Genomic DNA, 26,038 nt, shown 5'->3' with positions numbered 1-26,038 from the left:
TCCAGAGCACTTATTCACTTCTGCCCGTAATAGGCATTCGGGCCATGCTTGCGCATGAAATGCTTGTTCATCAGGTAATCATCAATGCCCTGAAGCTGTGGGTTAATGCCGCGGGCAATCCACGCCATACGTGCCACTTCCTCCATGACGACCGCATTATGGACGGCGTCGTGGGCATCTTTTCCCCAGGCGAACGGGCCGTGCTGATACACCACAATCCCCGGCGTATGCAGCGGCTCGCATTCTCCCAGCGTGTCGATAATCACCTTTCCGGTGTTGAGTTCGTACTCTCCTTCCACTTCATCCTGCGTTAATGCGCGCGTGCAGGGGATGTCGCCAAAGAAGTAGTCCGCATGTGTCGTGCCCAGCGCCGGAATCGCCAGCCCCGCCTGTGCCCAGGCGGTCGCGTGCGTGGAGTGAGTATGCACCACACCGCCAAGGGACGGATAACGCCGATACAGCGCCAGATGGGTCGCCGTGTCCGAAGAAGGACGCCATTTACCGTCAACAACGTTTCCTTCAAGATCGACCACCACCATATCGTCAGCTTTCATGGTGTCATACGCCACACCGCTCGGCTTAATCACGATCAGCCCCTGCTCGCGATCGATAGCGCTGACGTTACCCCAGGTGAAGGTGACCAGGCCATAGCGGGGCAGATCCATGTTGGCTTCAAAGACCTGCTGTTTAAGCTTAAGCATGTTCAGCCTCCAGTAATCCCGCGCGCGCCATACGCTCGCGCACCCAGTCCCGCGCCTTTGCTACTTCCGCAGCAGGGTTGTCCGACGTTTCGCTCCACATCTCAATCAGGTAAGGCCCGCAATAACCTGTCTGCTTGAGCGTCTCGAAGCACCGTTCGAAATCCACCACCCCGGTGCCGAACGGTACGTTTTTAAACACGCCTGGACGGGTATCTTTGACGTGCACCGCCACGATATGCCCTATGCCTGCCTGCAGCTCCATCTGCACGTCGTTATCCCATGCCGACAGGTTGCCGATATCGGGATAAAGCTGGAACCACGGGTTGTTCAGATAGTGCGCGTAGCCCAGCGCCTTACTGATGGAGTTCATCAGCGGGTAATCCATGATCTCCATTGCCAGCGTGACCTGCGCACGGCTTGCCATCTCAACGCTCTCTTTCAGGCCATCACGGAAACGACGGCGCGTTTCATCGTTGGCTTCCTGATAGTAAACGTCATAACCCGCCAGCTGGATCACGCGGATACCCACGTCCTGCGCAAAGCGGATGGCTTTACGCATGATCTCCAGCCCCTGCGCGCGCACGGCATCATCTTCGCTGCCGAGCGGAAAACGACGATGAGCGCTCAGGCACATGGACGGCACGCGCACGCCCGTTTCCGCGATGGCGCTTACCAGTGCCAGGCGCTGTTCGCGGCTCCAGTCGAGGCGAGCAAGACGCTCGTCCGTCTCATCCACCGACATTTCGACAAAATCGAAGCCCAGCTGTTTTGCGAGCTGTAACCGCTCCAGCCAGCACTCCCCCGCAGGGAGTGCCTTTTCATAGATGCCAAGCGGGACCTGTTTTGACAACATACCCGCTCCTTAGCCCCAAAGCTGAGCGATTGAGCGTTTGAACTGACGCGCCGCTTCCACCGGGGACGCCGCATCACGAATGCTGCGACCGGCAATAAAGACGTGAATCGGAATGCCCTTGAACAGCGGCAGATCTTCCAGCGCCAGACCGCCAGTGACGGTCACTTTGAAACCCATATCGGCCAGACGTTTGATGGCGCTGATATCCGCCTCGCCCCACGCCACACCTGCGGCCTGCGCATCACGGCTGCGGTGATACACCACCTGCTGAATGCCCGCGTCGCGCCACTCCTGGGCCTGCTCCCAGGTCCAGAAGCCGGTCAGCTCAATCTGCACGTCGCCGTTAAACTCTTTTGCCACGTCCAGCGCGCCTTTGGCGGTGTTGATATCCGCACAGCAGATCACGGTGACCCAGTCGGCGTTGGCTTCGAAGCACATGCGGGAGAGGATTTTGCCTGCGTCGGCGATTTTGGCATCCGCCAGCACGATTTTATGCGGATAGAGCGCTTTCAGGTCGCGAACCGCACGAACGCCTTCGCCCACGCACAGAATGGTGCCCACTTCAATGATGTCCACTTCTTCCGCAATCAGGCGGGTGGTTTCGTAAGCGTGAGACAGCGTTTGGTTATCCAGCGCAACTTGCAACATGGGTAATGACATATTCAATTCCTCTTAAACGGCCGCCGCAGTGGCGTTATCAATTAAATCCAGCACGTCCTGCGCGGTGCGGCAGGCGCGTAAACGGTCAAAATTGGCTTCGTCATCAAACAGATTGACGATCTGCATGATGCCCACCTCCTGGTGGGTATTGGCATCGACAGCCGCCATAGTGATAAGGATGTCGACCGGGTCGTTATCTTCGTGGTTAAACACCAGCGGCGTTTTCAGCGTCACCAGCGCGAAGCCGGTTTTCTTGACGCCCTCTTCCGGGCGGCCATGCGGCATCGCCAGGCCTGGCGCAATCACAAAGTAAGGGCCATGCTGCGCTACGCCATCCAGAATCGCCTGGTAGTAACGAGGCTCGACAACGTCAGCCTTAACCAGCAGATCCACACTCAGCTTCACCGCTTCCTGCCAGGTACTGGCTTCGGCCTGTAAAAGGATGGAGTTATTCTCTGCCAGCGAATCACGTAGTTTCATATGGCGTCCTTACTTCACGTCTTGTGGGAAGTGTTCTTTGATCACTTCCAGCAGTTTTGGTCCGAAATCCGCAGGCGACAGCATGTTGCGTACGCCCACCACATATTTATTACCCGACACACTAATTTCGCCGGCGATATGAGTAGAGGCGATGATGATGTCCGCGCCGTTCAGCTCACTTTTGTATTCACCCACTGCGCAGCTGTTCACCGTGTGGTCGATGTTGGACTGGGTTAAAAACTGGTCCACTTTCATCTTCATGATCATGGAGCTGCCTTGCCCATTACCACACACAGCCAGGATACGTACGGTCATAATCGAAACTCCTTAATGAGCAGACACTTCTGCTGTTTGTTTTTCCGCATCTTCTTCAGCTCGCAGCGAACGGCCAGCGAAGAACATATAAGCCAGAGCAATCAGGATGATGATGGCCATAAAGATCAGTCCGATGGAGGCAAAACCCTGCATCATCGGCGGTGCCAGAATTGACCAGTCCGCCATGCCCATCCAGGCGCTCATACCGGTGAGCTTGACCGCCCACACGCAGCCAAAGATTTCAACCATGCCCATTACCAGGCAGATCTTGAGCGCCGCGCGCCAGCCGCCGAAGTGGTTAGCGAATACGCCGATGGTGGCGTTGGAGAAGAACATCGGGATAAAGCCCGGAATAATCAGGATTGAGGAGCCGCAGCCGACCAGGATGCCCACCGCAATCAGCTGGCCGATGGTGCCCCACATAAAGCCCCAGACCACCGCGTTTGGCGCGAAGCTATAGATAGCGGCACAGTCGATGGCCAGTACCGCGCCAGGAATCAGGCGCTGAGAGATACCGTTGAAAGCTTCAGACAGTTCGGCGACGAACATACGCACGCCCTGAGTAATGATGAAAATAGCCACGGCGAAAGAGAAACCGGTCTGCAGGATGTAAACCGTCCAGTGGGTTTTCCCCGCCATCGCCTGCACCACATCAATACCGAAGGAGAGCAGAATGGCGCCGAAGAAGAGGGTCATCACAATCGCGGTCGACACGATGTTGTCATGGAAGATATTCAGCCAGCCAGGCAGCTTAAGGTCTTCAACACTCTCTTCTTTTTTACCCAGGTACGGCGCAACTTTGTAAGCAATCCAGGCAGCAAACTGTTGCTGGTGACCGATGGAAAAACCGCAACCGTCGGTCACTATCTGGGTTGGCTTGTACATCATGTTGGAGGTGATACCCCAGTAGAGCGAGACCAGCACCGCGGTGCAGATAATCGTGGTCCACATTGGGTAACCGAAGATATAGAGAGAAACCGCAATCAGCCCCGCCTGCTGGAACATAATGTGCCCGGTGAGCATGATGGTGCGAATACCGGTAATGCGGCGCAGCAGAACATAGATAATGTTCAGCGCCAGCGCGAGCAGAACGGCGTAACCTACCCAGCTATAGGCATCGCCCATACGATCGATGGTCGCCATCATTGAGGCGTAGGTATCAGAGATAGCCCCATTAATGCCATACACTTCCGACATTTTGGCAACGACTGGCTTAAACGTGCTGGTCAGTATGCCCGACCCCGCCTGCAACAGCATGAAACCGATAATGGTTTTGATGGTGCCTTTAATAATCACGCTGACGCTTTTACGCAGCAGGATATATCCCAGGCACGTCACGATACCCAGCAACAGCGGGGCGTTGGTCATTACCTGATTAAAGAAAACGGTAAAGACGTTGTAGAGGATCTCCATAACTCTCTCCAGAAATGAGAACACGAGGGGCAATCCCTGTGCGGTTGGTGCCATCACTCTATTAATCACAAATAATCACCACAAGATTGAATTTGATTATTTGTGACGCATCACGCAATTTATTTCCCTTCAGTTAGTAATGATTTTCACTACCGCACAAAAGAAATAAATTAGTCCTTATAATTCATGAAATTAATGTTTATTACGCGATAATCTAACAAGTAACAAGCAGAGAGTCTGTGACGTTGAGCAGATAAAATTCCGCATTTTCGCTATTGCAAAGCGCGTAAAATGGTGCCAGCATTAATCACAACGAATCACAATGTGATTACTTTTGATTAAAACCAGGAGTCAAAACGATGAGTAAAGTGAACACCATCACCCGTGAATCATGGATTCTGAGCACCTTTCCGGAGTGGGGTAGCTGGCTGAACGAAGAAATCGAGCAGGAACAGGTTGCTCCTGGCACGTTTGCAATGTGGTGGCTGGGCTGCACCGGGATCTGGCTGAAATCAGAAGGTGGCGCCAATATCTGCGTCGATTTCTGGTGCGGCACCGGCAAACAGAGCCACGGTAACCCGCTGATGAAAAAAGGCCACCAGATGCAGCGTATGGCCGGCGTTGAAAAACTCCAGCCGAACCTGCGTACTACACCGTTTGTGCTTGATCCTTTTGCCATTCGTCAGATCGATGCCGTGCTCTCTACCCACGATCACAACGACCATATTGATGTAAACGTGGCGGCTGCGGTGATGCAAAACTGCGCGGACGATGTGCCGTTTATCGGGCCGCAGACCTGCGTGGATCTCTGGATTGGCTGGGGTGTGCCGAAAGAGCGCTGCATCGTGATGAAACCGGGCGACGTGGTGAAAATCAAAGACATTGAAATCCATGCTCTTGATGCCTTTGACCGTACCGCTCTGATTACGCTGCCGGCCGATCAAAAAGCGGCAGGTGTACTGCCAGACGGCATGGACGAGCGCGCGGTGAACTACCTGTTCAAAACGCCGGGCGGCTCCCTGTATCACAGCGGTGACTCCCACTACTCCAACTACTACGCTAAGCACGGTAACGAGCATCAGATTGACGTGGCCCTGGGCTCCTACGGCGAGAACCCGCGAGGTATTACGGATAAAATGACCAGCGCCGACATGCTGCGCATGGCGGAAGCGCTGAACACCAAAGTCGTTATTCCGTTCCACCACGATATCTGGTCAAACTTCCAGGCCGATCCGCAGGAAATCCGCGTGTTGTGGGAGATGAAAAAAGACCGCCTGAAGTACGGCTTCAAGCCATTTATCTGGCAGGTAGGCGGCAAGTTCACCTGGCCGCTGGACAAAGACAATCTTGAGTACCACTACCCGCGTGGTTTCGATGATTGCTTCACCATTGAGCCTGACCTGCCGTTTAAGTCCTTCCTCTGATTCCGAGGCCACATCGCCAGACTTGTGTCTGGCGATTTCATATTTATTTTAGTAATTTCACGCTATTTCAAATATCATCTTTTCAAATCAATTCTTATCGGAATAGCTCATGACGGAAGCGCAACGGCATCAAATTTTACTGGAACTCCTGGCGCAAACAGGGTTTATCACCGTCGAGAAAGTGATCGAACGTTTAGGGATTTCCCCTGCCACCGCGCGGCGAGACATTAACAAGCTGGATGAAAGCGGCAAGCTGAAAAAAGTTCGCAACGGTGCGGAAGCCATTAGCCAGCAGCGCCCCCGCTGGACGCCGATGAACATTCATCAGGCGCAGAATCACGATGAAAAAGTACGGATCGCCAGAGCCGCGTCGCAGCTGGTGAATCCCGGTGAGAGCGTCGTTATCAACTGCGGCTCTACGGCGTTTTTGCTGGGCCGCGAGATGTGCGGCAAGCCGGTGCAAATCATCACGAACTACTTACCGCTCGCCAACTATCTCATCGATCAGGAGCATGAGAGCGTGGTGATCATGGGTGGTCAGTACAATAAAAGTCAGTCGATTACGCTTAGCCCACAGGACAGCGAAAACAGTCTCTACGCCGGACACTGGATGTTTACCAGCGGCAAAGGCCTGACCGCTGAAGGTTTGTATAAAACCGATATGCTGACCGCGATGGCGGAACAAAACATGCTCAACGTGGTAGGCAAACTCGTGGTGCTGGTCGACAGCAGTAAAGTCGGTGAACGCGCAGGCATGCTGTTCAGCCGCGCAGAACAGATCGACCTGGTGATCACCGGCAAAGGGGCTAACCCCGAGATCCTCCAGAAGCTGGAAGACCAGGGAGTAAAAGTGCTGCGCGTTTAAAGGTGCTGGCGGAAAAACGCTACCGTGGCATCCAGCGCCGTTGGCGTAATGCGGTGGCGAACGCCTGATTCCCACAAACAGGTCAGATTACCGTCCAGCCCTTCCTTCTTTAACGCCTGCTGCAGGCGGAAGGTACCGTCAGGTGGCACCACATCATCCGCATCACCGTGCCACAGCAAAAGCGGGCGATCTGCGAGGCGCGGCAATGCCCGGGTTACTTCCCACTCTTCCAGCCTCGCAGTGATTTCCGCTAAATCCTGAGGGGGAAAAAGGGTCTTCGCCAGCGAGGTAAAATAACCCGAGCCCATCAGACAGGCGACCGACTTCACTTCTGGATGGTGCGTCATGATCCCCAGGGCTGACATACCGCCCATCGACGCCCCGGCCACGGCCAGACGATGCTCGGCCACCAGCCCTGCCTCGTAAAGCGCATCGCGCAATCCGGCAAACTCGGTCAGACTCCCGTGCAGTATGTGCCAGAACTGCCCAAGGCGCGCCTGCTCATTACCCATAAATCGTGCGCCGTGGTCAGGCGCATCCGGCATCACCACGCGAAAACCTGCCTGCGCCAGCGCGACCGCAAAGTAACTGTAAACCAGCTTCGATGAGGTAAATCCATGATAAAAAACCACAACAGGCAGCGGTTTATCACGTTTACCCGCTGGCATAGCGTGTAAAATTTCATGGTCGCCGAGATGGCGTATTTCAATTTCAATCATTGTCGACCCTGCACGAATGGATGATTCATAATGTTGAGAACTGGATTACGGTTTCAGGCTATTTTCATTCGAAAATTACGTCCCAGCTAACACTTCGGGAACATTCCCCCAAAACTAAATTCACAGACAACTACACTATGGCTATCAGGAAACGAGATATGGTTATGCACAGGTTTGCTGCTTTATTGCTGGTGTTTCTGCTTAGCGGCTGTAGCGCACTGCAGGGAACACCGCAACCCGCTCCCCCGGTTGCCGATCATCCGCAGGAGATTCGTCGTAATCAGACGGAAGGATTACAACGAATGGGCACCGTCTCCGCGCTGGTTCGCGGTTCGCCGGATGACGCAGAAGAGGCAATAAAGGCACAAGCCGTCGCCGCCAAAGCAGATTATTACGTCATTATCATGATCGACGAAACCATCATAACGGGGCAGTGGTATTCACAGGCCATTTTGTACCGAAAATAATGGTTTACCTTTGAACGACATTTACACTGCTTTGCGTCCATAGACATTTTCCTGTCCACAATAAACTCCATGCCAGCGACAAGGGATGGGAGTTTATTCGCGAAGGATTGCCCGGCGGATACCGGAAATATGTGAAATGGAGCTGACGATGAAACGAACTCTTGCTTTGACCTCTCTGTTGCTCTCCGCAGGCCTGGTGAGCACCACCGCGCAGTCAGCAGAATTCGCCAGTGCTGACTGTGTAACTGGCCTGAATGAAATTGGCCAGATCTCCGTGAATAATATCTCGGGGAGCCCGCAAGACGTTGAACGCGTCGTGGCATTAAAGGCCGATGAGCAGGGTGCTTCCTGGTATCGCATCATCCAGATGCAGGAAGATAACCATATCGACCACTGGCGGGTACAGGCCATTCTCTACGTGTAAACTCCCTCCTGATAAAAGCCACTTATTTTTAGTGGCTTTTCGCTTTTGCAAATTTTTTATCTTATTAAAAACCAATCAATAACAACAAAATAACATTTTGTTACATCAATTCAGTAAACGTAATCTCCGCTCTGCCGTTGAAGAACCATACCTATTCAATGATGAGCAATTTATGATCAACGTTTTTCGCCGTGCAGGCCTGGGGGCGAAGCTGTCGCTGCTGACGGGCGTCAGTGTCGCCACGCTGTTTCTGCTTTTCACTTTTCTGCTCAGTCAAAAAGCCAGCCAGCAGCTTGAAGCCCTTGCGGTAGAAGACCTGCACAATCAGTCCACCGGCATGGTCGACATGGTGCAGATGTTTAACACCAGCCTGAGTGAAGAGGTTGAGAGTTATACCCGGCTGTTTACCACCTTTTTACCGCAGCCACTGAATATTGATACTTCCCAGGCTCAGACGATTAACGGACTCAGCGTCCCGCTTCTGAAAGGCGGTGACACCGGACTGCATCAAAACAACACCCTGTCTGACGAGTTCCTGAACCGTACGGGAGCCATTTCGACGCTGTTTGTACGCAGCGGTAATGACTTTGTTCGCGTAGCCACCTCCCTGCGCAAAGAGAATGGCGAGCGGGCGATGGGCACCGTGCTGGATACCGCCAGCCCGGCCTTTGCCGCCGTCAACAGAGGGGAAGTCTACCGCGGACTGGCGCTGCTGTTTGGCAAACGCTATATCACCCAGTATCAGCCGGTTAAAAACGCCGAAGGACAGGTCATTGCGATCGTCTTTGTTGGCGTGGACATTACGCACTCCTGGAACGTCATGCGCGAGAAAATCCTCACCCGCCGCCTGGGCGAGAGCGGTCACTTCTTTGTGCTGGATCGCAGCAACGGCAAAACGCGCGGGCAATATCTGTTCCATGCCGGTGAAGAGGGGCAGTTGCCGAAGTGGGACGACGCGACGCAGCAGCAGCTTCTGGGTGACAAGCCCGGCACCCTGGAACGCGTAAGCGACGACGGCCGTACGCTTAAAATGGCGTATACCCCGCTGCCAGGCTGGAACTGGACTATCGTGGGCGAAGTGGATAAATCGGTGCTGCTCTCAAGCGTTAACGCCATGCGCGATCGCTTCCTGCTGGCCGGCGTGGTCTTATCTATCCTGTTTGCTGGTCTGTTCGTGGTCCTTATTCGCCGTGTGCTGACCCGACCGCTGAGCAATGTGATCCATCTTGCCCGGCAATATGCTGCAGGGGATCTCCGTTCCAGCCTGCCCGTGACGCGTCAGGACGAGGTCGGCCAGCTGATCGACGCCATTAACGGCATCGGCGGCGGCCTGCAAAAAATTGTTCTGCAGGTTCGCGAGGCCGCAGGCGAGATCCATTTGGGCACTAACGCGCTGGCTTCCGATACCGGCGAGATTTCTGAGCAGATCAACAAGCAGGCCAGCAGCGTGGAAGAGACCTCCGCCAGCATGGAGCAGTTGGCCGCCACCGTACAGCAAAATGCCGCCAACATGGAGCAAACGCAGCAGCTGGTGGGTGAAACCTCCCTCGCGGTCCATCAGGGCGGTGAGACGGTCACCCACGCCGTGTCGACCATGGACGACATTCGCGAGGCGTCAAAACGCATCGAAGACATCACGCGTGTGATTGAGTCCATCGCTTTCCAGACCAATATCCTGGCGCTGAATGCGGCAGTGGAAGCGGCCCGCGCGGGTGAGCATGGGAAAGGGTTTGCGGTGGTTGCGCAGGAAGTTCGCGCCCTGGCCGGACGCAGCGCCAACGCGGTGAAGGAGATTGAACAGCTGATTGGCGATACGCTCAGGAAAGTGAGCGAAGGCCATGCGCTGTCTGAACAGACGCGCCTGGCGATGGATGACATCATCATTCATATCGATAACATCAGCCAGCTGGTCACCGAGATTAACCATGCCTCACGCGAGCAGTCCGCAGGGATTGGCCAGGTGAATCTCGCCATGACCCACATTGGCGAAGCGTCGCATATTAATGCGGATCGTATCTCACGCAGCGAACAAACCGCTCAAACGCTGCGCGAGAAGGGGTCACATCTGGCTCAACTGGTGAGTCTGTTCCAGCTAAAAGACTAACCGACTCTGCCCGTCGCACGCAGCAGCAGGTCATTTTGCACCTGCTCGCTCATCAGCGTACCGCCACGGGTATCCAGCATCATGCGGCACCACGCCTGCGCCACCGGGGGCGATGCGTGCCGCAGCATTTCGCTTCCGGCCCCCAGCAGGAAAAGCTGCTGCGCAATTTCCCGCCCCTGCGCCTCCTGCGGTTTACGCAGTTTTTGCTGAAGCTGTCGCCAGCTGCGGTCGAAGTGTCTGTCCTGCCCTTTTACCTGTGCAAACTCATCGGCAAGCAGATCGTGAATACCCGGCTGCTTCGCCAGCACGCGCAGCACGTCCAGGCACATGATATTGCCGGACCCTTCCCAGATGCTGTTCACCGGCATCTCGCGATACAGGCGGGGAAGTTCGCTCTCCTCGCAGTACCCGACTCCGCCCAGCACCTCCATCGCTTCCGCCACAAACGGGATGCCCGCTTTGCACACGCTAAATTTCGCGGCCGGGGTAAACAGCCGCGCCCATGCCGCTTCCTGGGGATCCGCGCGTTTATCCCACGCCCGGGCCAGGCGAAACAGCAGCGCCGTTTGCCCCTCCAGCACCAGCGCCATCCGACTTAACACCTCACGCATGAGCGGCTGATCGATAAGATTTTTGCCGAAGGTCTGACGCTGATGCGCGTGGTATAGCGCCACGGACAGCGCACGACGCATCAGTCCGTGGCTGCCCAGCGCGCAGTCAAAGCGCGTCAGGCCGCCCATTTTGAGGATCTGCCGTACCCCTTCGCCCTCTTCCCCCAGCAGCCAGCCGGAGGCATCAAGAAACTCTACCTCGCTGCTGGCGTTGGAGCGGTTCCCGAGCTTGTCCTTAAGGCGCTCCAGCCGGACGGCGTTGCGCTGTCCGTCAGGTAAAAAGCGCGGCACAAAAAAGCAGGACAACCCGCCCTTCGCCTGTGCCAGCACCAGATGCGCATCGCTTTGCGGGACGGAGAAAAACCATTTATGGCCCACCAGCCGGTAGCTGCCGTCGCTGCATTTTTCCGCTTTGGTGGTGTTGCTCAGCACGTCCGAGCCGCCCTGTTTTTCCGTCATCCCCATACCGATCAGCAGGCCACGTTTTTGCGCGCCAGGCGCCAGATGAGGATCGTAGCGATCGCTGAGCAGCGGCGTCAGCCAGTCGTGAAATAGTTTAGGGAGCGCCTGCTGCAGGAGCGGTGTCGCGGCAAACGTCATGGTGACGGGACAAAGCGTGCCTGCCTCAACCTGAGCATGAAGCACAAAGCGTGCGGCCCGGGCGACAAACGCCCCCTTACGCGCCTCCTCTTCCCATGCCAGGTTATGTACCCGATTGGCACACAGCCCCTGCATCAGCAGGTGCCATGCCGGGTGAAAGCGAACGTCATCCAGTCGCTCTCCGGTGGCGTCATAGCGAAGCAACTCCGGCGGATTCACGTTCGCCAGCCTGCCCAGCTCCAGCGACTCTGCGGTGCCTAACTGCTGCCCGATGCTGGCGAGCAGTTCGATATCCCACTCGGCACCCTCACGCGAGACTGCGTCACGCAGCGCGCAGTCCGAGAGGAAAAGGTTGCTGTTAGAGAGTGGTGCAGGTTGATTGAAAACGGTATGAGTCTGCCAGTGCATACTGTCTCCCTCCTTCAGTGGCAATGACGATAAGTATGGACAGACCGCGCACACGCTGCATGGGAGGGGAGTCACACGTTCACGATCCCGCTGATATCATTCGTGAAATAGCTCACAGAACATAAGAATAAACTATTTCATGACTTCGCTTTTGTTGAATAATTTATTCTCTCCCCCTTTCAGTGAGGAAAGTTATGCAACCGGATGCGCACAAGCGAGCATTAATTGCCGGCTCCATTGGTAACTTTATCGAGTGGTATGAGTTTGCGGTCTACGGTTTTCTGGCGACCGTCATTGCGAAGAACTTCTTTCAGCTTGAAGGGGAAGCGGGGCTTACCAGCCTGATCCTCACCTACGCCTCATTTGCCATCGCCTTCTTCTTCCGTCCGCTGGGCGCGGTGGTGTTTGGCCGCATCGGTGACCGAATTGGCCGTAAGCCGACGCTTATTATTGTGCTGGTGCTGATGACGCTGGCCACCGCCGCCATCGGCATTGTGCCGGTCTACGCCAGCATCGGGATTGCCGCACCGCTGATCGTTACGCTGCTTCGGATCCTGCAGGGGCTGTTCGCGGGCGGCGAGTACGGCGGTGCAGTCTCGCTGATGACGGAGTTCGCCCCGCGAGGCAAGCGCGGGCTCTATGGTGCCTGGCAGTCCTTTACCGTGGCGCTGGGGCTGTTAGCGGGCGCCGGCATCGTGGCGCTGCTCTCCGCACTCCTCACGCCTGAAGCCCTGCACGACTGGGGCTGGCGCATTCCTTTCTTCCTGGCGCTGCCCATGGGCGCTGTTGCGCTGTGGCTTCGCGTCAGCATGGAGGAGACACCCAGCTTTGTGCAGCAGCAGGACAAACCGGCCGTCGCTCAGGCGGACATTGCCGCCACGCTCCGGGCCATCGTGATGGGGATTGGCCGCGTGATGGTCTGGTCTGCGGCGGGGTACACCTACCTGGTCATTATGCCGACCTATCTGCAGTCGGCGCTGCACACCGGGTTTAATCAGGCGCTGTTGATCGCAGTGATTTCGAACGTTGGGTTTGCGCTGACGATCATTCCGTCGGGGATCCTGAGCGATCGGATCGGGCGTCGCACGGTGATGATTATCGCCACCGCGCTGCTGCTGATCCTCGCCCTGCCGCTGCTGAAACTTCTGCAGGCGGAGTCCAGCACGCTGGCGGTGAAAGCGATAGTAGTATTGATTGCGGGCGGTCTGGTGGGCATGCTGGCGGGGCCGGGCCCGGCGATGCTCTCTGAGATGTTCCCGACCCGCGTGCGCTATACGGGGCTGGGGCTGGCCTATTCGTTATCGAACGCGATTTTCTCGGGATGCGCAGGGTTAATCATAACCGGGCTGATTAAGCAGACGGGCAATCTGGATATTCCGGCGTACTACGTGATGGCGACGGCAGTAATGAGTATTTTCGCGCTGATGACGCTGAGGAAGGATGACCATCTGCGGTCACTGGAGGAATGAGGTTAATGCCCGGTGGCGCTACGCTTACCGGGCCTACGGTACCGTGCCTTTGTAGGCCGGGTAAGGCGAAGCCGCCACCCGGCATAACAGGCTACCCGCGCTGACGCACCGCTTCAAACAGGCAGATGCCCGTCGCAACAGACACGTTCAGGGAGGACACGCTGCCCGCCATCGGGATGCTGATCAGCTCGTCGCAGTGCTCGCGCGTCAGGCGACGCATACCTTCACCTTCCGCCCCCATCACCAGCGCCAGACGGCCGGTCATTTTGCTCTGATACAGGGTATGATCCGCTTCACCGGCAGTACCGACGATCCAGATGTTCTCTTCCTGCAGCATACGCATGGTGCGCGCCAGGTTGGTCACGCGGATCAGCGGAACGTTTTCCGCCGCGCCGCAGGCCACTTTCTTCGCCGTCGCGTTCAGCTGCGCGGAGCGATCTTTCGGCACGATCACCGCATGCACGCCCGCCGCATCCGCGCTGCGCAGACACGCGCCGAGGTTGTGCGGATCGGTAACGCCATCGAGGATCAGGAAGAACGGATTCTCGAGCTCGGCGATCAGATCCGGCAGATCGTTTTCCTGATACTGACGGCCCGGCTTCACGCGGGCAATAATGCCCTGGTGCACCGCCCCGTCACTTTTTTCATCCAGGAACTGGCGGTTAGCCAGCTGGATCACCACGCCCTGCGCTTCCAGGGCGTGGATAAGCGGCATCAGACGTTTGTCTTCACGCCCTTTCAGAATAAACACTTCCTGAAAACGCTCCGGTGCGCGCTCGAGAAGGGCCTGCACCGCGTGGATGCCGTAAATCATTTCACTCATTGATGGTTCTCGTAATAAGTATTTCCCCTCTCCCGGTTGGGGAGAGGGTCAGGGTGAGGGGAGAATTTACTCCGCCTGCTTTTTCTTAGCCGCGCGCTTCGCTTTGGTGGCGGCCGCTATTTTCTGTGTCTTCGCGGAAGGTTTCTTCGCGGCACGGGCTTCTTTCTTTGCCGCCTTCGGCTTCTGCTTCTTCTCACCGCGGAACGCGCTGTCCGGCTCGAAGTTCACCTTCTTACCGGCCTGACGGCGCTTGCCGCTCGTTTTGCCGTTTCCGCCTTTTTTCGCTCTTTCGCGCTCGGTTTTACCGACGTTACGCGGCGCGCGCTCGCTGGAGATCAGGCTGAAGTCGATTTTACGGTCGTCCATATTCACGGCCTCAACCTTCACTTCCACACGGTCGCCCAGACGATAGGTCTGGCCGCCAGATTCGCCGATCAGACGCTGGCCGACCTGGTCGAAGCGATAGTAGTCGTTATCCAGGCTGGAGACATGCACCAGACCGTCGATAAACAGCTCGTCCAGACGTACGAAGAAGCCAAAGCCGGTCACGCTGGCAATCACGCCTTTGAAGACGTTACCCACCTGGTCCAGCATAAAGTCACACTTCAGCCAGTCCGCCACGTCGCGGGTGGCCTCATCGGCACGGCGTTCGGTCATGGAGCAGTGCTGACCCAGCTGCAGCATCTCTTCCATCGAATAGTGGTAGCCACCGGTTTCGGTGGTGTTCCCTTTATGGCCCTGCTCCTGCGCCAGCAGATACTTGATCGCACGGTGCAGCGAAAGGTCAGGGTAACGACGGATCGGCGACGTAAAGTGGGCGTAAGACTGCAGCGCCAGGCCAAAGTGACCGCGGTTTTCCGGATCGTAAATCGCCTGCTTCATCGAGCGCAGCAGCATTGTCTGCAGCATTTCTGCATCAGGACGATCGCTAATGGATTCCAGCAGCTCGGCGTAATCGCGCGGCTCTGGCTTATTGCCGCCCGGCAGCTCCAGACCGAGCTCGGCCAGTACGGAGCGGAACGCGGTGATGGCTTCCGTCGACGGTTTATCGTGAATACGAAACAGCGCAGGCTCTTTGGCTTTCTCAACGAAGCGTGCCGCCGAGATGTTCGCCAGGATCATACACTCTTCAATCAGCTTGTGCGCATCGTTACGCTGAGTCTGCTCGATGCGCTCAATGCGGCGCTCGGCGTTGAAGATAAATTTCGCCTCTTCGCTCTCAAAGGAGATCCCGCCGCGCTCTTCGCGCGCCTGATCCAGCGTTTTGTAGAGGTTATGCAGCTCTTCGATGTGTTTGACCAGCGGCGCGTACTGTTCGCGCAGATCCTGGTCACCCTGCAGCATATGCCAGACCTTGGTGTAGGTCAGACGCGCATGCGAGCTCATCACCGCTTCGTAGAACTTGTAGCCGGTTAAGCGCCCTTTGTTGGAGATGGTCATCTCGCAAACCATACAGAGGCGGTCAACCTGCGGGTTCAGGGAACACAGGCCGTTAGACAGCACTTCCGGCAGCATCGGTACAACCTGCGACGGGAAGTAGACCGAAGTACCACGGCTGCGCGCTTCGTTATCCAGCGGGGTATGCGGACGAACATAGTAGCTTACGTCTGCAATCGCTACCCACAGACGCCAGCCGCCGCCGCGTTTTTTCTCGCAGTAGACGGCGTCATCGAAGTCACGGGCGTCTTCACCGTCGATCGTAACCAGCGGCAGGGAGCGGAGATCCACGCGGCCCACTTTGGATTCTTCCGGCACTTCTTCACGCAGGCTTTCGATCTGCTCTTCAACCGCTTTCGGCCAGATGTATGGAATTTCGTGGGTGCGCAGCGCCATATCAACGGCCATGCCGGTGCCCATATTATCGCCAAGCACTTCGACGATTTTACCTACCGCTTTGGTGCGACGGGTTGGGCGCTGGGTGAGTTCCACCACCACCACAAAGCCCATGCGGGCGCCCATCACCTCTTCAGGTGGGATCAGAATGTCGAAGCTCAGACGGCTGTCGTCCGGCACCACGAAGCCCACGCCCGCGTCGGTAAAGTAGCGGCCAACAATCTGGCTGGTTTTTGGCACCAGGACGCGCACGACGCGCGCTTCTCGGCGACCTTTACGGTCAGCGCCCAGCGGCTGCGCCAGAATTTGGTCACCGTGGATGCACATTTTCATCTGTTCAGATGAGAGATACAGATCGTCTTTACGGCCTTCCACGCGCAGGAAGCCGAAGCCATCGCGGTGACCAATGACGGTCCCTTTCAGCAGATCGAGGCGTTCTGGCAGCGCGTAGCACTGGCGGCGGGTAAAGACCAGCTGCCCGTCACGCTCCATCGCGCGCAGGCGGCGGCGAAGGGCTTCAATTTGCTCTTCACCTTCAATGTTTAATTCAACAGCAAGTTCTTCACGATTGGCGGGTTTTTCGCGTTTTGTTAAGTGTTCAATGATGAACTCGCGGCTGGGGATAGGATTCGCGTATTTTTCGGCTTCGCGTTCCTGGAAAGGATCGTGTGACATGTCGGTTCCTCCGTTGTCAGCTCCGGTGGAAATTTTCTTCATTCCACCAGCAATAATTTATAAAGCGGTTGATTCTCTTCAACCAAATCGGCCAGCGTGTAGTTATCCAGCTCCTTGAGAAAACTTTGCACGGCCTTAGAAAGCGCCTTTTTCAGGCGGCAAGCGGGCGTGATGTGGCAGAACTCGCTGCTGCAGTTCACCAGAGACAGCGGCTCCAGTTCACGTACCACATCGCCAACACGAATACTCTGTGCCGGTTTACCGAGACGGATCCCACCATTCTTCCCGCGGATGGCAGCAACGTATCCGGCACGACTAAGTTGATTGATTATTTTGACCATATGATTACGGGATACGCCGTAGACCTCAGTGACTTCAGAGATACTGGTCATTTTCCCATCGGGTAACGACGCCATGTAGATCAGCGCGCGTAAGCCGTAATCGGTGAAACTTGTTAACTGCACATCAACCTCAGGAAAAAGGGAAATCGCGGACAAACCGCAGAGATATTCATTAATGATGATAAACCAGCCAGATAGTTAGCGGCTAATTTATTTGACAGACGGGGCGAAAAAGCGGAGATCCAGGAGCGGTCGCCGGATGGCGCTACGCTTATCCGGCCTACGGGTCTCCCCGCAGGCCAGCAGTCACGAAGATTATGCGTCGAACGGGTCGCGCAGGATCATCGTTTCAGTACGATCCGGGCCGGTAGAAATAATATCGATCGGCACTTCGGTCAGTTCTTCAATACGCTTGATGTAATCCAGCGCCGCCTGCGGCAGGCCGCTACGCTCTTTCACACCGAAAGTGGTCTCAGACCAGCCCGGCATGGTTTCGTAGATTGGCTCAATGCCTTCCCAGTCGTCAGCAGCCAGCGGCGTGGTGGTCACTTCGCGGCCATCAGGCATACGGTAGCCTACGCAGATTTTCACTTCTTTCAGGCCGTCCAGTACGTCCAGCTTGGTCAGGCAGAAGCCAGACAGGGAGTTGATCTGCACTGCACGACGCACGGCAACCGCATCCAGCCAGCCGGTACGACGACGACGACCGGTGGTCGCGCCAAACTCGTTACCCTGCTTGCACAGGAACTCGCCGGTTTCATCAAACAGTTCGGTCGGGAATGGACCTGCACCCACGCGAGTGGAGTACGCTTTGATGATGCCCAGAACGTAATCCACATAACGTGGACCCAGGCCAGAGCCGGTCGCCACGCCACCCGCGGTGGTGTTGGAAGAGGTTACGTACGGATAGGTACCGTGGTCGATGTCCAGCAGCGTACCCTGCGCACCTTCGAACATGACGAAATCGCCACGCTTGCGCGCCTGGTCCAGCAGATCGGACACATCAACAACCATACCGGTCAGAATGTCTGCAATCGCCATGACGTCATCCAGCACTTTCTGGTAGTCAACAGCGTCAGCTTTGTAGAAGTTCACCAGCTGGAAGTTGTGATATTCCATCACTTCTTTCAGTTTTTCAGCGAAGGTTGCTTTGTCGAAGAGGTCACCCACGCGCAGACCGCGACGTGCAACTTTATCTTCGTAAGCCGGGCCGATACCACGACCGGTGGTGCCGATCGCTTTCGCACCACGCGCTTTTTCACGCGCAACGTCCAGCGCCACGTGATAATCCAGGATCAGCGGGCAGGCTTCGGAGAGCAGCAGACGCTCACGAACAGGGATACCACGGTCTTCCAGACCTTTCATCTCTTTCATCAGCGCAGCTGGAGACAGCACAACGCCGTTACCGATGATGCTGGTGACGTTTTCGCGAAGAATGCCTGATGGAATAAGATGGAGGACGGTTTTTTCACCGTTGATTACGAGAGTATGGCCTGCGTTGTGACCGCCCTGGTAGCGCACAACATATTTAGCCCGTTCAGTCAGAAGATCAACAATCTTCCCTTTACCTTCGTCACCCCATTGGGTGCCCAGTACGACGACGTTGTTACCCATTTTTTTCAAAATCACCGTTTGCTTAAAAATGGATTCTACCATCGCTTTTTCAGATATACAGCACTTTTTGACCTCAGAATATCCCAAATCCGACCACTTTTTGATCAGCCAATCGTTTTCCTCAACATGTAGTAGATCACGATGCCCGCAACCACAAGACCGCCGCCAAAACGACGTAAAATATTATCCGGCAGTTGGCTCATGGTGACGATCATTCGACGCCAGGCGCGTGGATAGAGCATCGGTCCCAGACCTTCCAGCACCAGGACCAGGGCTAGCGCGAGCCAGATCGTTGAATTCATTTTTGTTCCTTATAAAAGAAAACCACCGCTCCGTGGGGAGCGGTGGTTTGAATACTCAAACGAGCCTGAGTTTATCGCGTTGCGTTAGTCGGCGTCTTCATATAACGGAAGAAATCGCTGTCCGGGCTGAGCACCATCACATCCTGGTTGCTCTGGAAGCTATTCTCGTAAGCACGCAGGCTACGGATAAAGGCATAGAAGTCAGGATCCTGACTGAAGGCATCGGCAAACAGCTTCGCCGCTTCGGCATCACCTTCACCGCGCAGAATGCGGCCCTGACGCTCAGATTCCGCCAGCGTTTTGGCCACTTCGTAGTCCGCAGCAGCGCGCAGCTTCTCCGCCTCTTCCTGGCCCTGTGAACGGTGACGACGGGCGACCGCTTCACGCTCGGCGCGCATACGGTTGTAAATCGCCTCGGACACTTCCACCGGCAGGTTGATCTGCTTGATACGCACGTCCACCACTTCAATACCCAGCGCAGCCATACTGTTCGGGTTGATCACCGGCACTTTACCGTTGGTTTCAGCCTGAACGCGTTCAGCCGCTTTGGCAATCGCATCATCTGCTGCCGGCGTTGAAACTTCATCTTCCGTGCCCGCTGTGCCGGAGTTCAGCGCATCGCGAACTTCCAGGGTCAGACGGCCACGGGAGTCGGTCACGATGTCTTTCACATCCAGACGACCAATCTCAGAACGCAGACGGTCAGAGAACTTACGTTTCAGCAGCACTTCTGCCTGAGAAACGTCACCGCCGCCCGTTGCCAGGAAGTAACGGCTGAAATCGCTGATGCGCCATTTGATATAGGAATCAACGATCAGGTCTTTCTTCTCTTTAGTCACGAAACGGTCGGCCTGGTTATCCATGGTCTGGATACGCGCATCAAGCGTTTTCACTGACTGAATGAACGGCACCTTGAAGTGCAGACCCGGCTCGTAGATCACCGGGCGTTTGTCGCCATCACGCACGACGCTGCTGAACTGGAACTTGATCCCACGCTCGCCCTCTTTCACCACAAAGATCGAGGTATAAAGCACGACCAGTACGATGACGATGATCGCAATAACTGACTTACGCATCCTTATTCCCCCTGACGCTGGTAGTCGTTACGCTGCGCGTTAGCACGGCGTTGGTCCATAATGTCACCATCGCTCGAAGAAGACGTGGTTGTTGCGCTTGTGCTACCGGATGACGCAGGTGGCAGACGCAGCAGGTTGTTCGCACCGCTGTTGTCTTTTGCTGCCGATGCAGAACTGCCTTTCAGCATCTGATCCAGCGGCAGCACCATCAGGTTTCCGCCTTTACTGTCGTTAACCAACACTTTGCGGGTGTGGCTCAGCACTTTTTCCATGGTCTCGATATAGAGACGCTCACGGGTAATTTCCGGCGCCGCTTTATATTCCGGCAGGATCTTCGCGAAGCGAGCGACCTCACCCTGTGCTTCCAGGATGGTCTGCGTCTTATACGCACGCGCTTCTTCCAGAATACGCTGCGCCTGACCGTTAGCACGTGGCTGAACTTCGTTGGTGTAGGCTTCTGCTTCACGGATGTACTGCTGTTCGTTTTCACGTGCAGCAATCGCATCGTCAAAGGCCGCTTTCACCTCTTCCGGCGGACGAGCGGCCTGGAAGTTGACGTCCAGCAGGGTAATCCCCATGTTGTATGGACGAATGGTCTCTTCCAGCTCACGCTGGGTATCGCTACGGATAACGGTACGACCTTCGGTCAGGATACGGTCCATGGTGTATTTACCGATCACCCCGCGCAGGGCGCTGTCGGTCGCCTGGCGCAGACTGTCATCAGCGCTGGTCACGCTAAACAGATAACGCTCAGGATCGGTCACGCGGTACTGCACGTTCATCTCAACGCGCACCACGTTTTCATCAGACGTCAGCATCACACCAGACGCTGCCAGTTCACGGACCGATTCCACGTTGACCGCGGTCACGTCGTCAATGAAGGTCGGTTTCCAGTTCAGGCCCGGCTCAACCAGATGGCTGAACTTGCCAAAACGCGTAACGACACCGCGTTCCGCTTCTTTAATGGTGTAGAACCCGGTAGCAGCCCAGATGATTACCACTGCAGCGGCAACAATACCGACTACGCGGCCACCCATTTGCGGGCGCGGCCCCTGGGTGGAATTTCCACCTGAGCCAGAACCTTTACCTCCGCCAAGACCACCAAGCTTCTTGCTCAGCTTGCGGAAGATATCATCCAGATCCGGTGGCCCCTGCTCGCGACCACCTTTGTTGCCATTTCCCCCAGAGTTGCCGCCTTGATTATTGCTGCTTCCCCACGGGTCGCGGTCCTGTCCGTTATTACCGGGCTGATTCCACGCCATGTATATGCTCCATATTTGTTATGCAAGGGCGAATTATTCAGGCATCCCCTTTCTGATCAGACGATATAGTCGACCAGCGCAGGTTCTTGTTTACAGAGGCGACGCCAGTCAACGATCGGCATACGCACCTGCATCCCCACGCTGCCGTCATCCTCCATCCACTCTTTTTCTATCGCCTGAAGCTGATAAAACCGGCTGCGCAGCCTGCCTTCCTGTGGCGGCAGTCGCAGCGTGTGCTGAGCTACCTCACCGGAAAGACGTTCTGTCAAAGCCTGGAAAAGCAGTGGCACACCAAGACCGGTCTGGGCAGAAAGCCAGACCCGAATCGGTTTGTTCTCTTCATCTCTGTCGATACGCGGTTCGAAATCGTCCAGCATATCGATCTTGTTCATCACCAACAGCGTTGGGATTTCGTGGGCGTCGATCTCTTCGAGCACCACGTTCACCGCGTCGATGTTCTCCTGCACGCGCACGTCTGCCGCATCAATCACGTGCAGCAGCAGGGTCGCCTGTCGCGTCTCCTGCAAGGTGGCCTTGAACGCCGCCACCAGGTCATGCGGCAGGTGACGGATAAACCCTACGGTATCCGCCAGCACCGTTTCACCGACGTCTGCAACGTCAATACGGCGCAGCGTCGGGTCCAGGGTCGCAAACAGCTGGTCTGCGGCGTAAACCTGGGCCTCGGTTATCTGGTTAAACAGGGTGGATTTACCGGCGTTGGTATACCCCACCAGCGACACCGTCGGGATGTCGGCTTTGGTTCGTGCCCGACGCCCCTGCTCACGCTGTTTCTCGACCCTTTCCAGACGTGAGAGGATCTGGGTAATTCGGCCACGCAGCAAACGACGGTCGGTTTCGAGCTGGGTTTCACCCGGGCCGCGCAAACCAATCCCGCCTTTTTGTCTTTCAAGGTGGGTCCAGCCACGCACCAGACGCGTTGCCAGATGACGCAGCTGCGCCAGCTCAACCTGCAGTTTCCCTTCGTGGGTACGTGCACGCTGAGCAAAAATGTCTAAAATCAATCCCGTGCGATCGATAACACGGCATTCGCAGAGAGCTTCCAGGTTGCGCTCCTGGGCTGGAGACAGCGCATGATCAAACAACACGACTGACGCGCCGGTTGCTTTTACGGCATCCGCAATTTCGACTGCTTTACCTTCACCAACAAAATACTTTGGGTGCGGCGCTTTACGGCTACCGGTAATCACCTGCATTGCTTCGACACCGGCGGAAGAGACCAGAGATTCAAACTCCTGGAGGTCTTCCATATCTTTGTCTTGCGAAAAATAGATGTGTACCAGCACCGCCTGCTCACCGGCATCATAACGGTCAAACAAGCGTAAACCTCTCTAAAAAGATCAGCGGGGAACGCAGGATCCCTGGCTCCCCGTGTGGATAACAGTGCGAAACCTTATTCGGTCTCGTCGCTGTCCTGCGCTGGCGTTGAAGAACCCTGCGCGTTGCTGCCATGATGGTAGTTACTACCTGTGCCGCCGCCAGCGTTATTGCTGTGATGAGATACCGGACGGGACGGAACAACAGTAGAAATAGCGTGCTTATAGACCATCTGACTGACCGTGTTTTTCAACAGAATCACGAACTGATCGAAAGACTCAATCTGACCTTGCAGCTTAATACCATTCACCAAATAAATAGAAACTGGAACACGTTCCCGACGCAATGCGTTCAGGAACGGATCTTGTAAAGATTGCCCCTTAGCCATTCTATCTTTTCCTTATATGCTTGTTTTGTACTTAGAACCTTGCGATTCTGAAAAATTGCGCACGATACGCCTCAATTGTACACATTCAGTGAGCGATATCACCAACAACCTCAATCACGTCGCTTAACGCCTGTTGTGGTTTTTCACTGTCTAACCAGTGAACCCCTTCCCAACCGCGCAACCAGGTGATCTGGCGCTTCGCTAACTGTCTCGTGGCGCAAACACCTCGATAAACCATTTCATCGTATGAAATCTCACCTTCAAGGTACGACCACATCTGGCGGTATCCCACACAACGAATGGAAGGCATGTCCGTATGCAAATCTCCACGGGCAAATAGCGCCCGCACTTCTGCTTCAAAATCTGAAGCTAACATCTGATGAAAACGCTGCTCAATTCGCTGATGGAGCAGTTCACGGCTCGCCGGGGCGATGGCGAACTGATGCACCTGATACGGCAGAGCGTCTCCTGACGTTTGCGTCAGTTCCGTTAAAGTTTTACCCGAAATGAAAAAAACTTCCAGTGCCCGGGAAAGCCTTTGCGGATCATTTGGATGGATCCGCGCTGCGGCAACCGGGTCAATCTCCGCCAGTTGCTGATGCAAAACGTCCCACCCCTGCTCTGCCGCCTGCTGCTCAATTTTCGCTCTTACTTCCGGGTCTGCGGATGGCAGAGGTGATAACCCCTCCAGCAGCGCCTTGAAGTAGAGCATGGTTCCGCCAACCAACAGCGGTATACGCCCCGCCGCCGTTATCTCGGCCATCTCGGCTAAGGCATCCCGGCGAAAATCCGCTGCGGAGTAAACCTGAGCCGGGTCGAGGATATCCAGCAAACGGTGCGGTGCCGCGCGCAGTTCTTCTGCGTCAGGCTTCGCCGTGCCGATGTCCATCCCTCGGTAGATGAGGGCGGAGTCGACGCTAATCAACTCTACCGGCAAAACTTTACGCAACTCAATGGCGAGCGCCGTTTTGCCGGAGGCCGTTGGGCCCATTAAAAAAATTGCCTTAGGCAGGCTCGCCTTACTTACGTCAATCATGTTTCAGGGCGTTCATCGCCGTTTTTAAATCAACAGGTTGTAATAACCCACCCGGCGGCGCTTTCACCAGATGCGGACAGAGGCGTTCAACCTCCGCCAGCACGCTGATGGCCTGTGCCATGCTCCACGGCGCGTGTTCGCTGGCCAGATGGCGGGCGATCCACTGCGCGGTGTTAGCGGCATCAAACGATGTTTGCTGCGCCAGGTAGCCTATCAGTTCAGGAATCAAGTTTTGTAAATTTTGTTGGCGTAAGGGTAAAGGCACTGCACGAATTGTCACATGTTGTGGTTCGAGCACAATTTCAATACCCATTTGCGCCAGCTGTGCTTCGGCACGCTGCAATATCCTTGTTTCATCAGGGGATATTTTCAGGCGAACCGGAATTAACAGCGGCTGCGCACAGGCGGCATTTTCGCCCGGCGTGAGCTGCACCTGTTTAAGCCAGCGTTCGGCAACCGGCAGTGCCAGAAGCATCAATTTGCCGTCACGTTCCAGCAGTGCCATATCCGGCGCGATAATCGTCAGCACCCGGCCAAAACTCTGGCTATGGCCGTCCAGAGAAGGCTGAGGTGCCGGAATAGGTTCTTTACGCTCTACGACTGGCGTCTCCAGCAGTTTGCGGTACAACGCGCCCTGCTGCTTTTGATAGCCAGGCTGGGCATTCGGGTAGTTGGCACCCGTTGGACGCGGTGCGGCCCCTGCGGAGGAAAAGCGCGGCGCTTCCGGTTCACGCGCAACGGCGGGCTCCGCAAAATGGTTGCGGCCTGCAGCGACACGGTTTTCAGGAATTGGGCGTGGCGCAGGTTCTGCGTGCTCCAGCGGCAACGGCGTTTCACCCTGCTGCTGCAGCACGCTCAGCACGCCCTGATAGATAAAATCATGCACCAGTCGCGACTGGTGGAACCGCACTTCATGCTTGGCAGGATGGACGTTCACATCCACCTGATGCGGGTCGATGTCCAGATAAAGCACGAAAGCAGGCTGCTGATCGGCCCCGAGCTTGTCTTCGCAGGCCTGGCGAATGGCGTGATTGATGAGACGGTCGCGCATCATGCGGCCGTTGACGTAGCAATACTGGATCTCCGCAAACGCAGCGCTGCTCGCGTTCGGATCGGCTACCCAGCCGCGCAGCGCCAGATCGCCGTGCTGCCACTCAATGGCCAGCGCCTGTTCCAGAAACGGGGTCCCGCAAATGGCGCCCAGCCGACGCTCTTTCTGTCCACCTTCCGCCACTGCGCGATACTGGCGCATCACCTTGCCGTTGTGGCTGAGGTTGATGGTGACATCGAAACGCGCCAGCGCGATACGGCGGATGATCTCGTCGATGTGTCCGAATTCGGTCTTCTCGGTACGCATGAACTTGCGTCGGGCGGGGGTGTTGTAGAAGAGATCTAATACTTCAAGCGTCGTGCCGACAGGGTGCGCCGCGGGTTTGACCGTCACATCCATATCGCGCCCTTCGGCGTAAGCCTGCCAGGCTTCCTGCTGTTCGGCGGTACGGGAGGTCAGCGTTAAGCGCGAAACCGAGCTGATACTGGCCAGCGCTTCACCGCGAAAGCCGAGGCTAATAATCGCTTCCAGGTCATCCAGAGAAGCAATTTTACTGGTGGCGTGACGGGCCAGCGCCAGCGCCAGCTCCTCTTTTTTAATACCGCAGCCGTTGTCGCGAATGCGGATAAGCTTCGCGCCACCGCGCTCGATATCAATATCGATGCGGGTCGCGCCCGCATCGAGGCTGTTTTCCACCAGCTCCTTCACAACCGACGCAGGGCGTTCCACCACCTCACCGGCGGCGATTTGGTTCGCAAGCTGCGGCGGCAGAACCTGAATCGGCATGAA

At 56.0% G+C, this 26,038-nt stretch carries 25 protein-coding genes; 6 read left to right on the top strand and 19 right to left on the bottom strand.

Translation table 11 applies throughout. From position 1 onward, the window contains the following. Positions 1-14: 14 nt before the first annotated feature. Genes ACHH0Z_RS19225 through ulaA form a run of 6 tightly spaced genes read right to left on the bottom strand, consistent with a single transcriptional unit; the run spans position 15 to position 4,422 of the window. The gene (locus tag ACHH0Z_RS19225) at positions 15-701 is read right to left on the bottom strand and encodes an L-ribulose-5-phosphate 4-epimerase (protein WP_025911930.1); all 687 of its coding nucleotides are present in this window, start codon (positions 699-701) and stop codon (positions 15-17) included. Further along, entirely contained in the window at positions 694-1,554 is an 861-nt protein-coding gene (locus ACHH0Z_RS19220) for an L-ribulose-5-phosphate 3-epimerase (protein ID WP_008502900.1), read from the bottom strand. Before ACHH0Z_RS19220 ends, ACHH0Z_RS19225 begins: the two co-directional genes overlap by 8 nt. A gap of 9 nt (positions 1,555-1,563) precedes the next feature. Beyond that, on the bottom strand, positions 1,564-2,214 hold the full coding sequence (gene ulaD / locus ACHH0Z_RS19215) for a 3-keto-L-gulonate-6-phosphate decarboxylase UlaD (RefSeq protein WP_008502901.1): 651 nt from the start codon (positions 2,212-2,214) through the stop codon (positions 1,564-1,566). A 12-nt stretch (positions 2,215-2,226) separates the two neighbouring features. After that, positions 2,227-2,694, bottom strand: coding sequence for a PTS ascorbate transporter subunit IIA (gene ulaC, locus ACHH0Z_RS19210; protein ID WP_003856024.1), 468 nt, complete (start codon positions 2,692-2,694; stop codon positions 2,227-2,229). Between the two features lie 9 nt (positions 2,695-2,703). Then, entirely contained in the window at positions 2,704-3,009 is a 306-nt protein-coding gene (ulaB, locus tag ACHH0Z_RS19205; protein WP_003856022.1) for a PTS ascorbate transporter subunit IIB, read from the bottom strand. Between the two features lie 12 nt (positions 3,010-3,021). Beyond that, the gene (gene ulaA, locus ACHH0Z_RS19200) at positions 3,022-4,422 is read right to left on the bottom strand and encodes a PTS ascorbate transporter subunit IIC (protein WP_021240705.1); all 1,401 of its coding nucleotides are present in this window, start codon (positions 4,420-4,422) and stop codon (positions 3,022-3,024) included. 359 nt (positions 4,423-4,781) lie between these two features. Here ulaA and ulaG point away from each other — a divergent pair, with 359 nt between their 5' ends. Both ulaG and ulaR read left to right on the top strand, forming a co-directional pair. After that, on the top strand, positions 4,782-5,846 hold the full coding sequence (gene ulaG / locus ACHH0Z_RS19195; RefSeq protein ID WP_010427455.1) for an L-ascorbate 6-phosphate lactonase: 1,065 nt from the start codon (positions 4,782-4,784) through the stop codon (positions 5,844-5,846). Positions 5,847-5,955: 109 nt separating this feature from the next. Next, positions 5,956-6,711 carry an HTH-type transcriptional regulator UlaR gene (gene ulaR / locus ACHH0Z_RS19190; protein WP_008502904.1) on the top strand — a complete coding sequence of 252 codons (756 nt, stop codon included), beginning with the start codon at positions 5,956-5,958 and terminating at the stop codon, positions 6,709-6,711. On the opposite strand, the gene yjfP is transcribed toward ulaR, so the two are convergent. Then, positions 6,708-7,430: an esterase gene (gene yjfP / locus ACHH0Z_RS19185; protein ID WP_045408133.1), complete on the bottom strand. Its 723-nt coding sequence runs from the start codon at positions 7,428-7,430 to the stop codon at positions 6,708-6,710. The two genes, ulaR and yjfP, sit on opposite strands and share 4 nt — an antisense overlap. 137 nt (positions 7,431-7,567) lie before the next feature. On the opposite strand from yjfP, the gene bsmA reads away from it, so the two are divergent. The 3 genes from bsmA (at position 7,568) to ACHH0Z_RS19170 (ending at position 10,425) form a co-directional block, all read left to right on the top strand. Continuing rightward, on the top strand, positions 7,568-7,897 hold the full coding sequence (bsmA, locus tag ACHH0Z_RS19180; protein ID WP_023616161.1) for a biofilm peroxide resistance protein BsmA: 330 nt from the start codon (positions 7,568-7,570) through the stop codon (positions 7,895-7,897). A gap of 136 nt (positions 7,898-8,033) precedes the next feature. Further along, positions 8,034-8,321, top strand: a complete 288-nt coding sequence (yjfN, locus tag ACHH0Z_RS19175) for a DUF1471 family protease activator YjfN (RefSeq protein ID WP_021240708.1) — start codon at positions 8,034-8,036, stop codon at positions 8,319-8,321. Positions 8,322-8,493: 172 nt separating this feature from the next. Next, complete coding sequence (locus ACHH0Z_RS19170) at positions 8,494-10,425, top strand: methyl-accepting chemotaxis protein (RefSeq protein WP_023326553.1); 1,932 nt, start codon at positions 8,494-8,496, stop codon at positions 10,423-10,425. Here the strand turns inward: ACHH0Z_RS19170 and ACHH0Z_RS19165 are convergent. After that, on the bottom strand, positions 10,422-12,044 hold the full coding sequence (locus ACHH0Z_RS19165) for an isovaleryl-CoA dehydrogenase (RefSeq protein ID WP_032675816.1): 1,623 nt from the start codon (positions 12,042-12,044) through the stop codon (positions 10,422-10,424). The two genes, ACHH0Z_RS19170 and ACHH0Z_RS19165, sit on opposite strands and share 4 nt — an antisense overlap. 194 nt (positions 12,045-12,238) lie before the next feature. Here ACHH0Z_RS19165 and ACHH0Z_RS19160 point away from each other — a divergent pair, with 194 nt between their 5' ends. Then, entirely contained in the window at positions 12,239-13,513 is a 1,275-nt protein-coding gene (locus ACHH0Z_RS19160; RefSeq protein WP_008502910.1) for an MFS transporter, read from the top strand. A 91-nt stretch (positions 13,514-13,604) separates the two neighbouring features. On the opposite strand, the gene rlmB is transcribed toward ACHH0Z_RS19160, so the two are convergent. The 11 genes from rlmB to mutL all read right to left on the bottom strand — a co-directional run bounded on the left by rlmB (position 13,605) and on the right by mutL (position 26,035). Beyond that, positions 13,605-14,336, bottom strand: a complete 732-nt coding sequence (gene rlmB / locus ACHH0Z_RS19155; RefSeq protein WP_023293451.1) for a 23S rRNA (guanosine(2251)-2'-O)-methyltransferase RlmB — start codon at positions 14,334-14,336, stop codon at positions 13,605-13,607. 66 nt (positions 14,337-14,402) lie between these two features. Beyond that, a complete protein-coding gene (gene rnr / locus ACHH0Z_RS19150; RefSeq protein ID WP_008502912.1) occupies positions 14,403-16,844 on the bottom strand; it encodes a ribonuclease R in 2,442 nt (813 codons plus the stop codon). A gap of 38 nt (positions 16,845-16,882) precedes the next feature. Then, entirely contained in the window at positions 16,883-17,308 is a 426-nt protein-coding gene (nsrR, locus tag ACHH0Z_RS19145) for a nitric oxide-sensing transcriptional repressor NsrR (protein WP_008502913.1), read from the bottom strand. 192 nt (positions 17,309-17,500) lie between these two features. Continuing rightward, the gene (locus ACHH0Z_RS19140; protein WP_006178975.1) at positions 17,501-18,799 is read right to left on the bottom strand and encodes an adenylosuccinate synthase; all 1,299 of its coding nucleotides are present in this window, start codon (positions 18,797-18,799) and stop codon (positions 17,501-17,503) included. A 104-nt stretch (positions 18,800-18,903) separates the two neighbouring features. Further along, positions 18,904-19,101, bottom strand: a complete 198-nt coding sequence (locus ACHH0Z_RS19135) for a DUF2065 domain-containing protein (RefSeq protein ID WP_045408129.1) — start codon at positions 19,099-19,101, stop codon at positions 18,904-18,906. A gap of 71 nt (positions 19,102-19,172) precedes the next feature. Then, positions 19,173-20,177 (bottom strand): protease modulator HflC, encoded by a 1,005-nt coding sequence (gene hflC, locus ACHH0Z_RS19130; RefSeq protein WP_008502916.1) that lies wholly within the window; start codon positions 20,175-20,177, stop codon positions 19,173-19,175. Between the two features lie 2 nt (positions 20,178-20,179). Further along, the gene (gene hflK / locus ACHH0Z_RS19125; protein WP_032675814.1) at positions 20,180-21,439 is read right to left on the bottom strand and encodes an FtsH protease activity modulator HflK; all 1,260 of its coding nucleotides are present in this window, start codon (positions 21,437-21,439) and stop codon (positions 20,180-20,182) included. A 56-nt stretch (positions 21,440-21,495) separates the two neighbouring features. Continuing rightward, entirely contained in the window at positions 21,496-22,776 is a 1,281-nt protein-coding gene (gene hflX, locus ACHH0Z_RS19120; RefSeq protein ID WP_008502918.1) for a ribosome rescue GTPase HflX, read from the bottom strand. A 74-nt stretch (positions 22,777-22,850) separates the two neighbouring features. Further along, positions 22,851-23,162 carry an RNA chaperone Hfq gene (gene hfq / locus ACHH0Z_RS19115; RefSeq protein ID WP_008502919.1) on the bottom strand — a complete coding sequence of 104 codons (312 nt, stop codon included), beginning with the start codon at positions 23,160-23,162 and terminating at the stop codon, positions 22,851-22,853. 85 nt (positions 23,163-23,247) lie between these two features. Next, complete coding sequence (gene miaA, locus ACHH0Z_RS19110) at positions 23,248-24,198, bottom strand: tRNA (adenosine(37)-N6)-dimethylallyltransferase MiaA (protein ID WP_045408126.1); 951 nt, start codon at positions 24,196-24,198, stop codon at positions 23,248-23,250. Then, on the bottom strand, positions 24,191-26,035 hold the full coding sequence (gene mutL, locus ACHH0Z_RS19105; protein ID WP_045408124.1) for a DNA mismatch repair endonuclease MutL: 1,845 nt from the start codon (positions 26,033-26,035) through the stop codon (positions 24,191-24,193). The genes miaA and mutL overlap by 8 nt, the downstream gene beginning before the upstream one ends. Between the last annotated feature and the right edge of the window lie 3 nt (positions 26,036-26,038).

The organism is Enterobacter cloacae complex sp. 2024EL-00227, from assembly GCF_043945315.1.
GTDB lineage: Bacteria > Pseudomonadota > Gammaproteobacteria > Enterobacterales > Enterobacteriaceae > Enterobacter > Enterobacter roggenkampii.
Note: the sequence above shows the minus strand (reverse complement) of the source record. Positions and strands in the feature narration are given on the sequence as shown.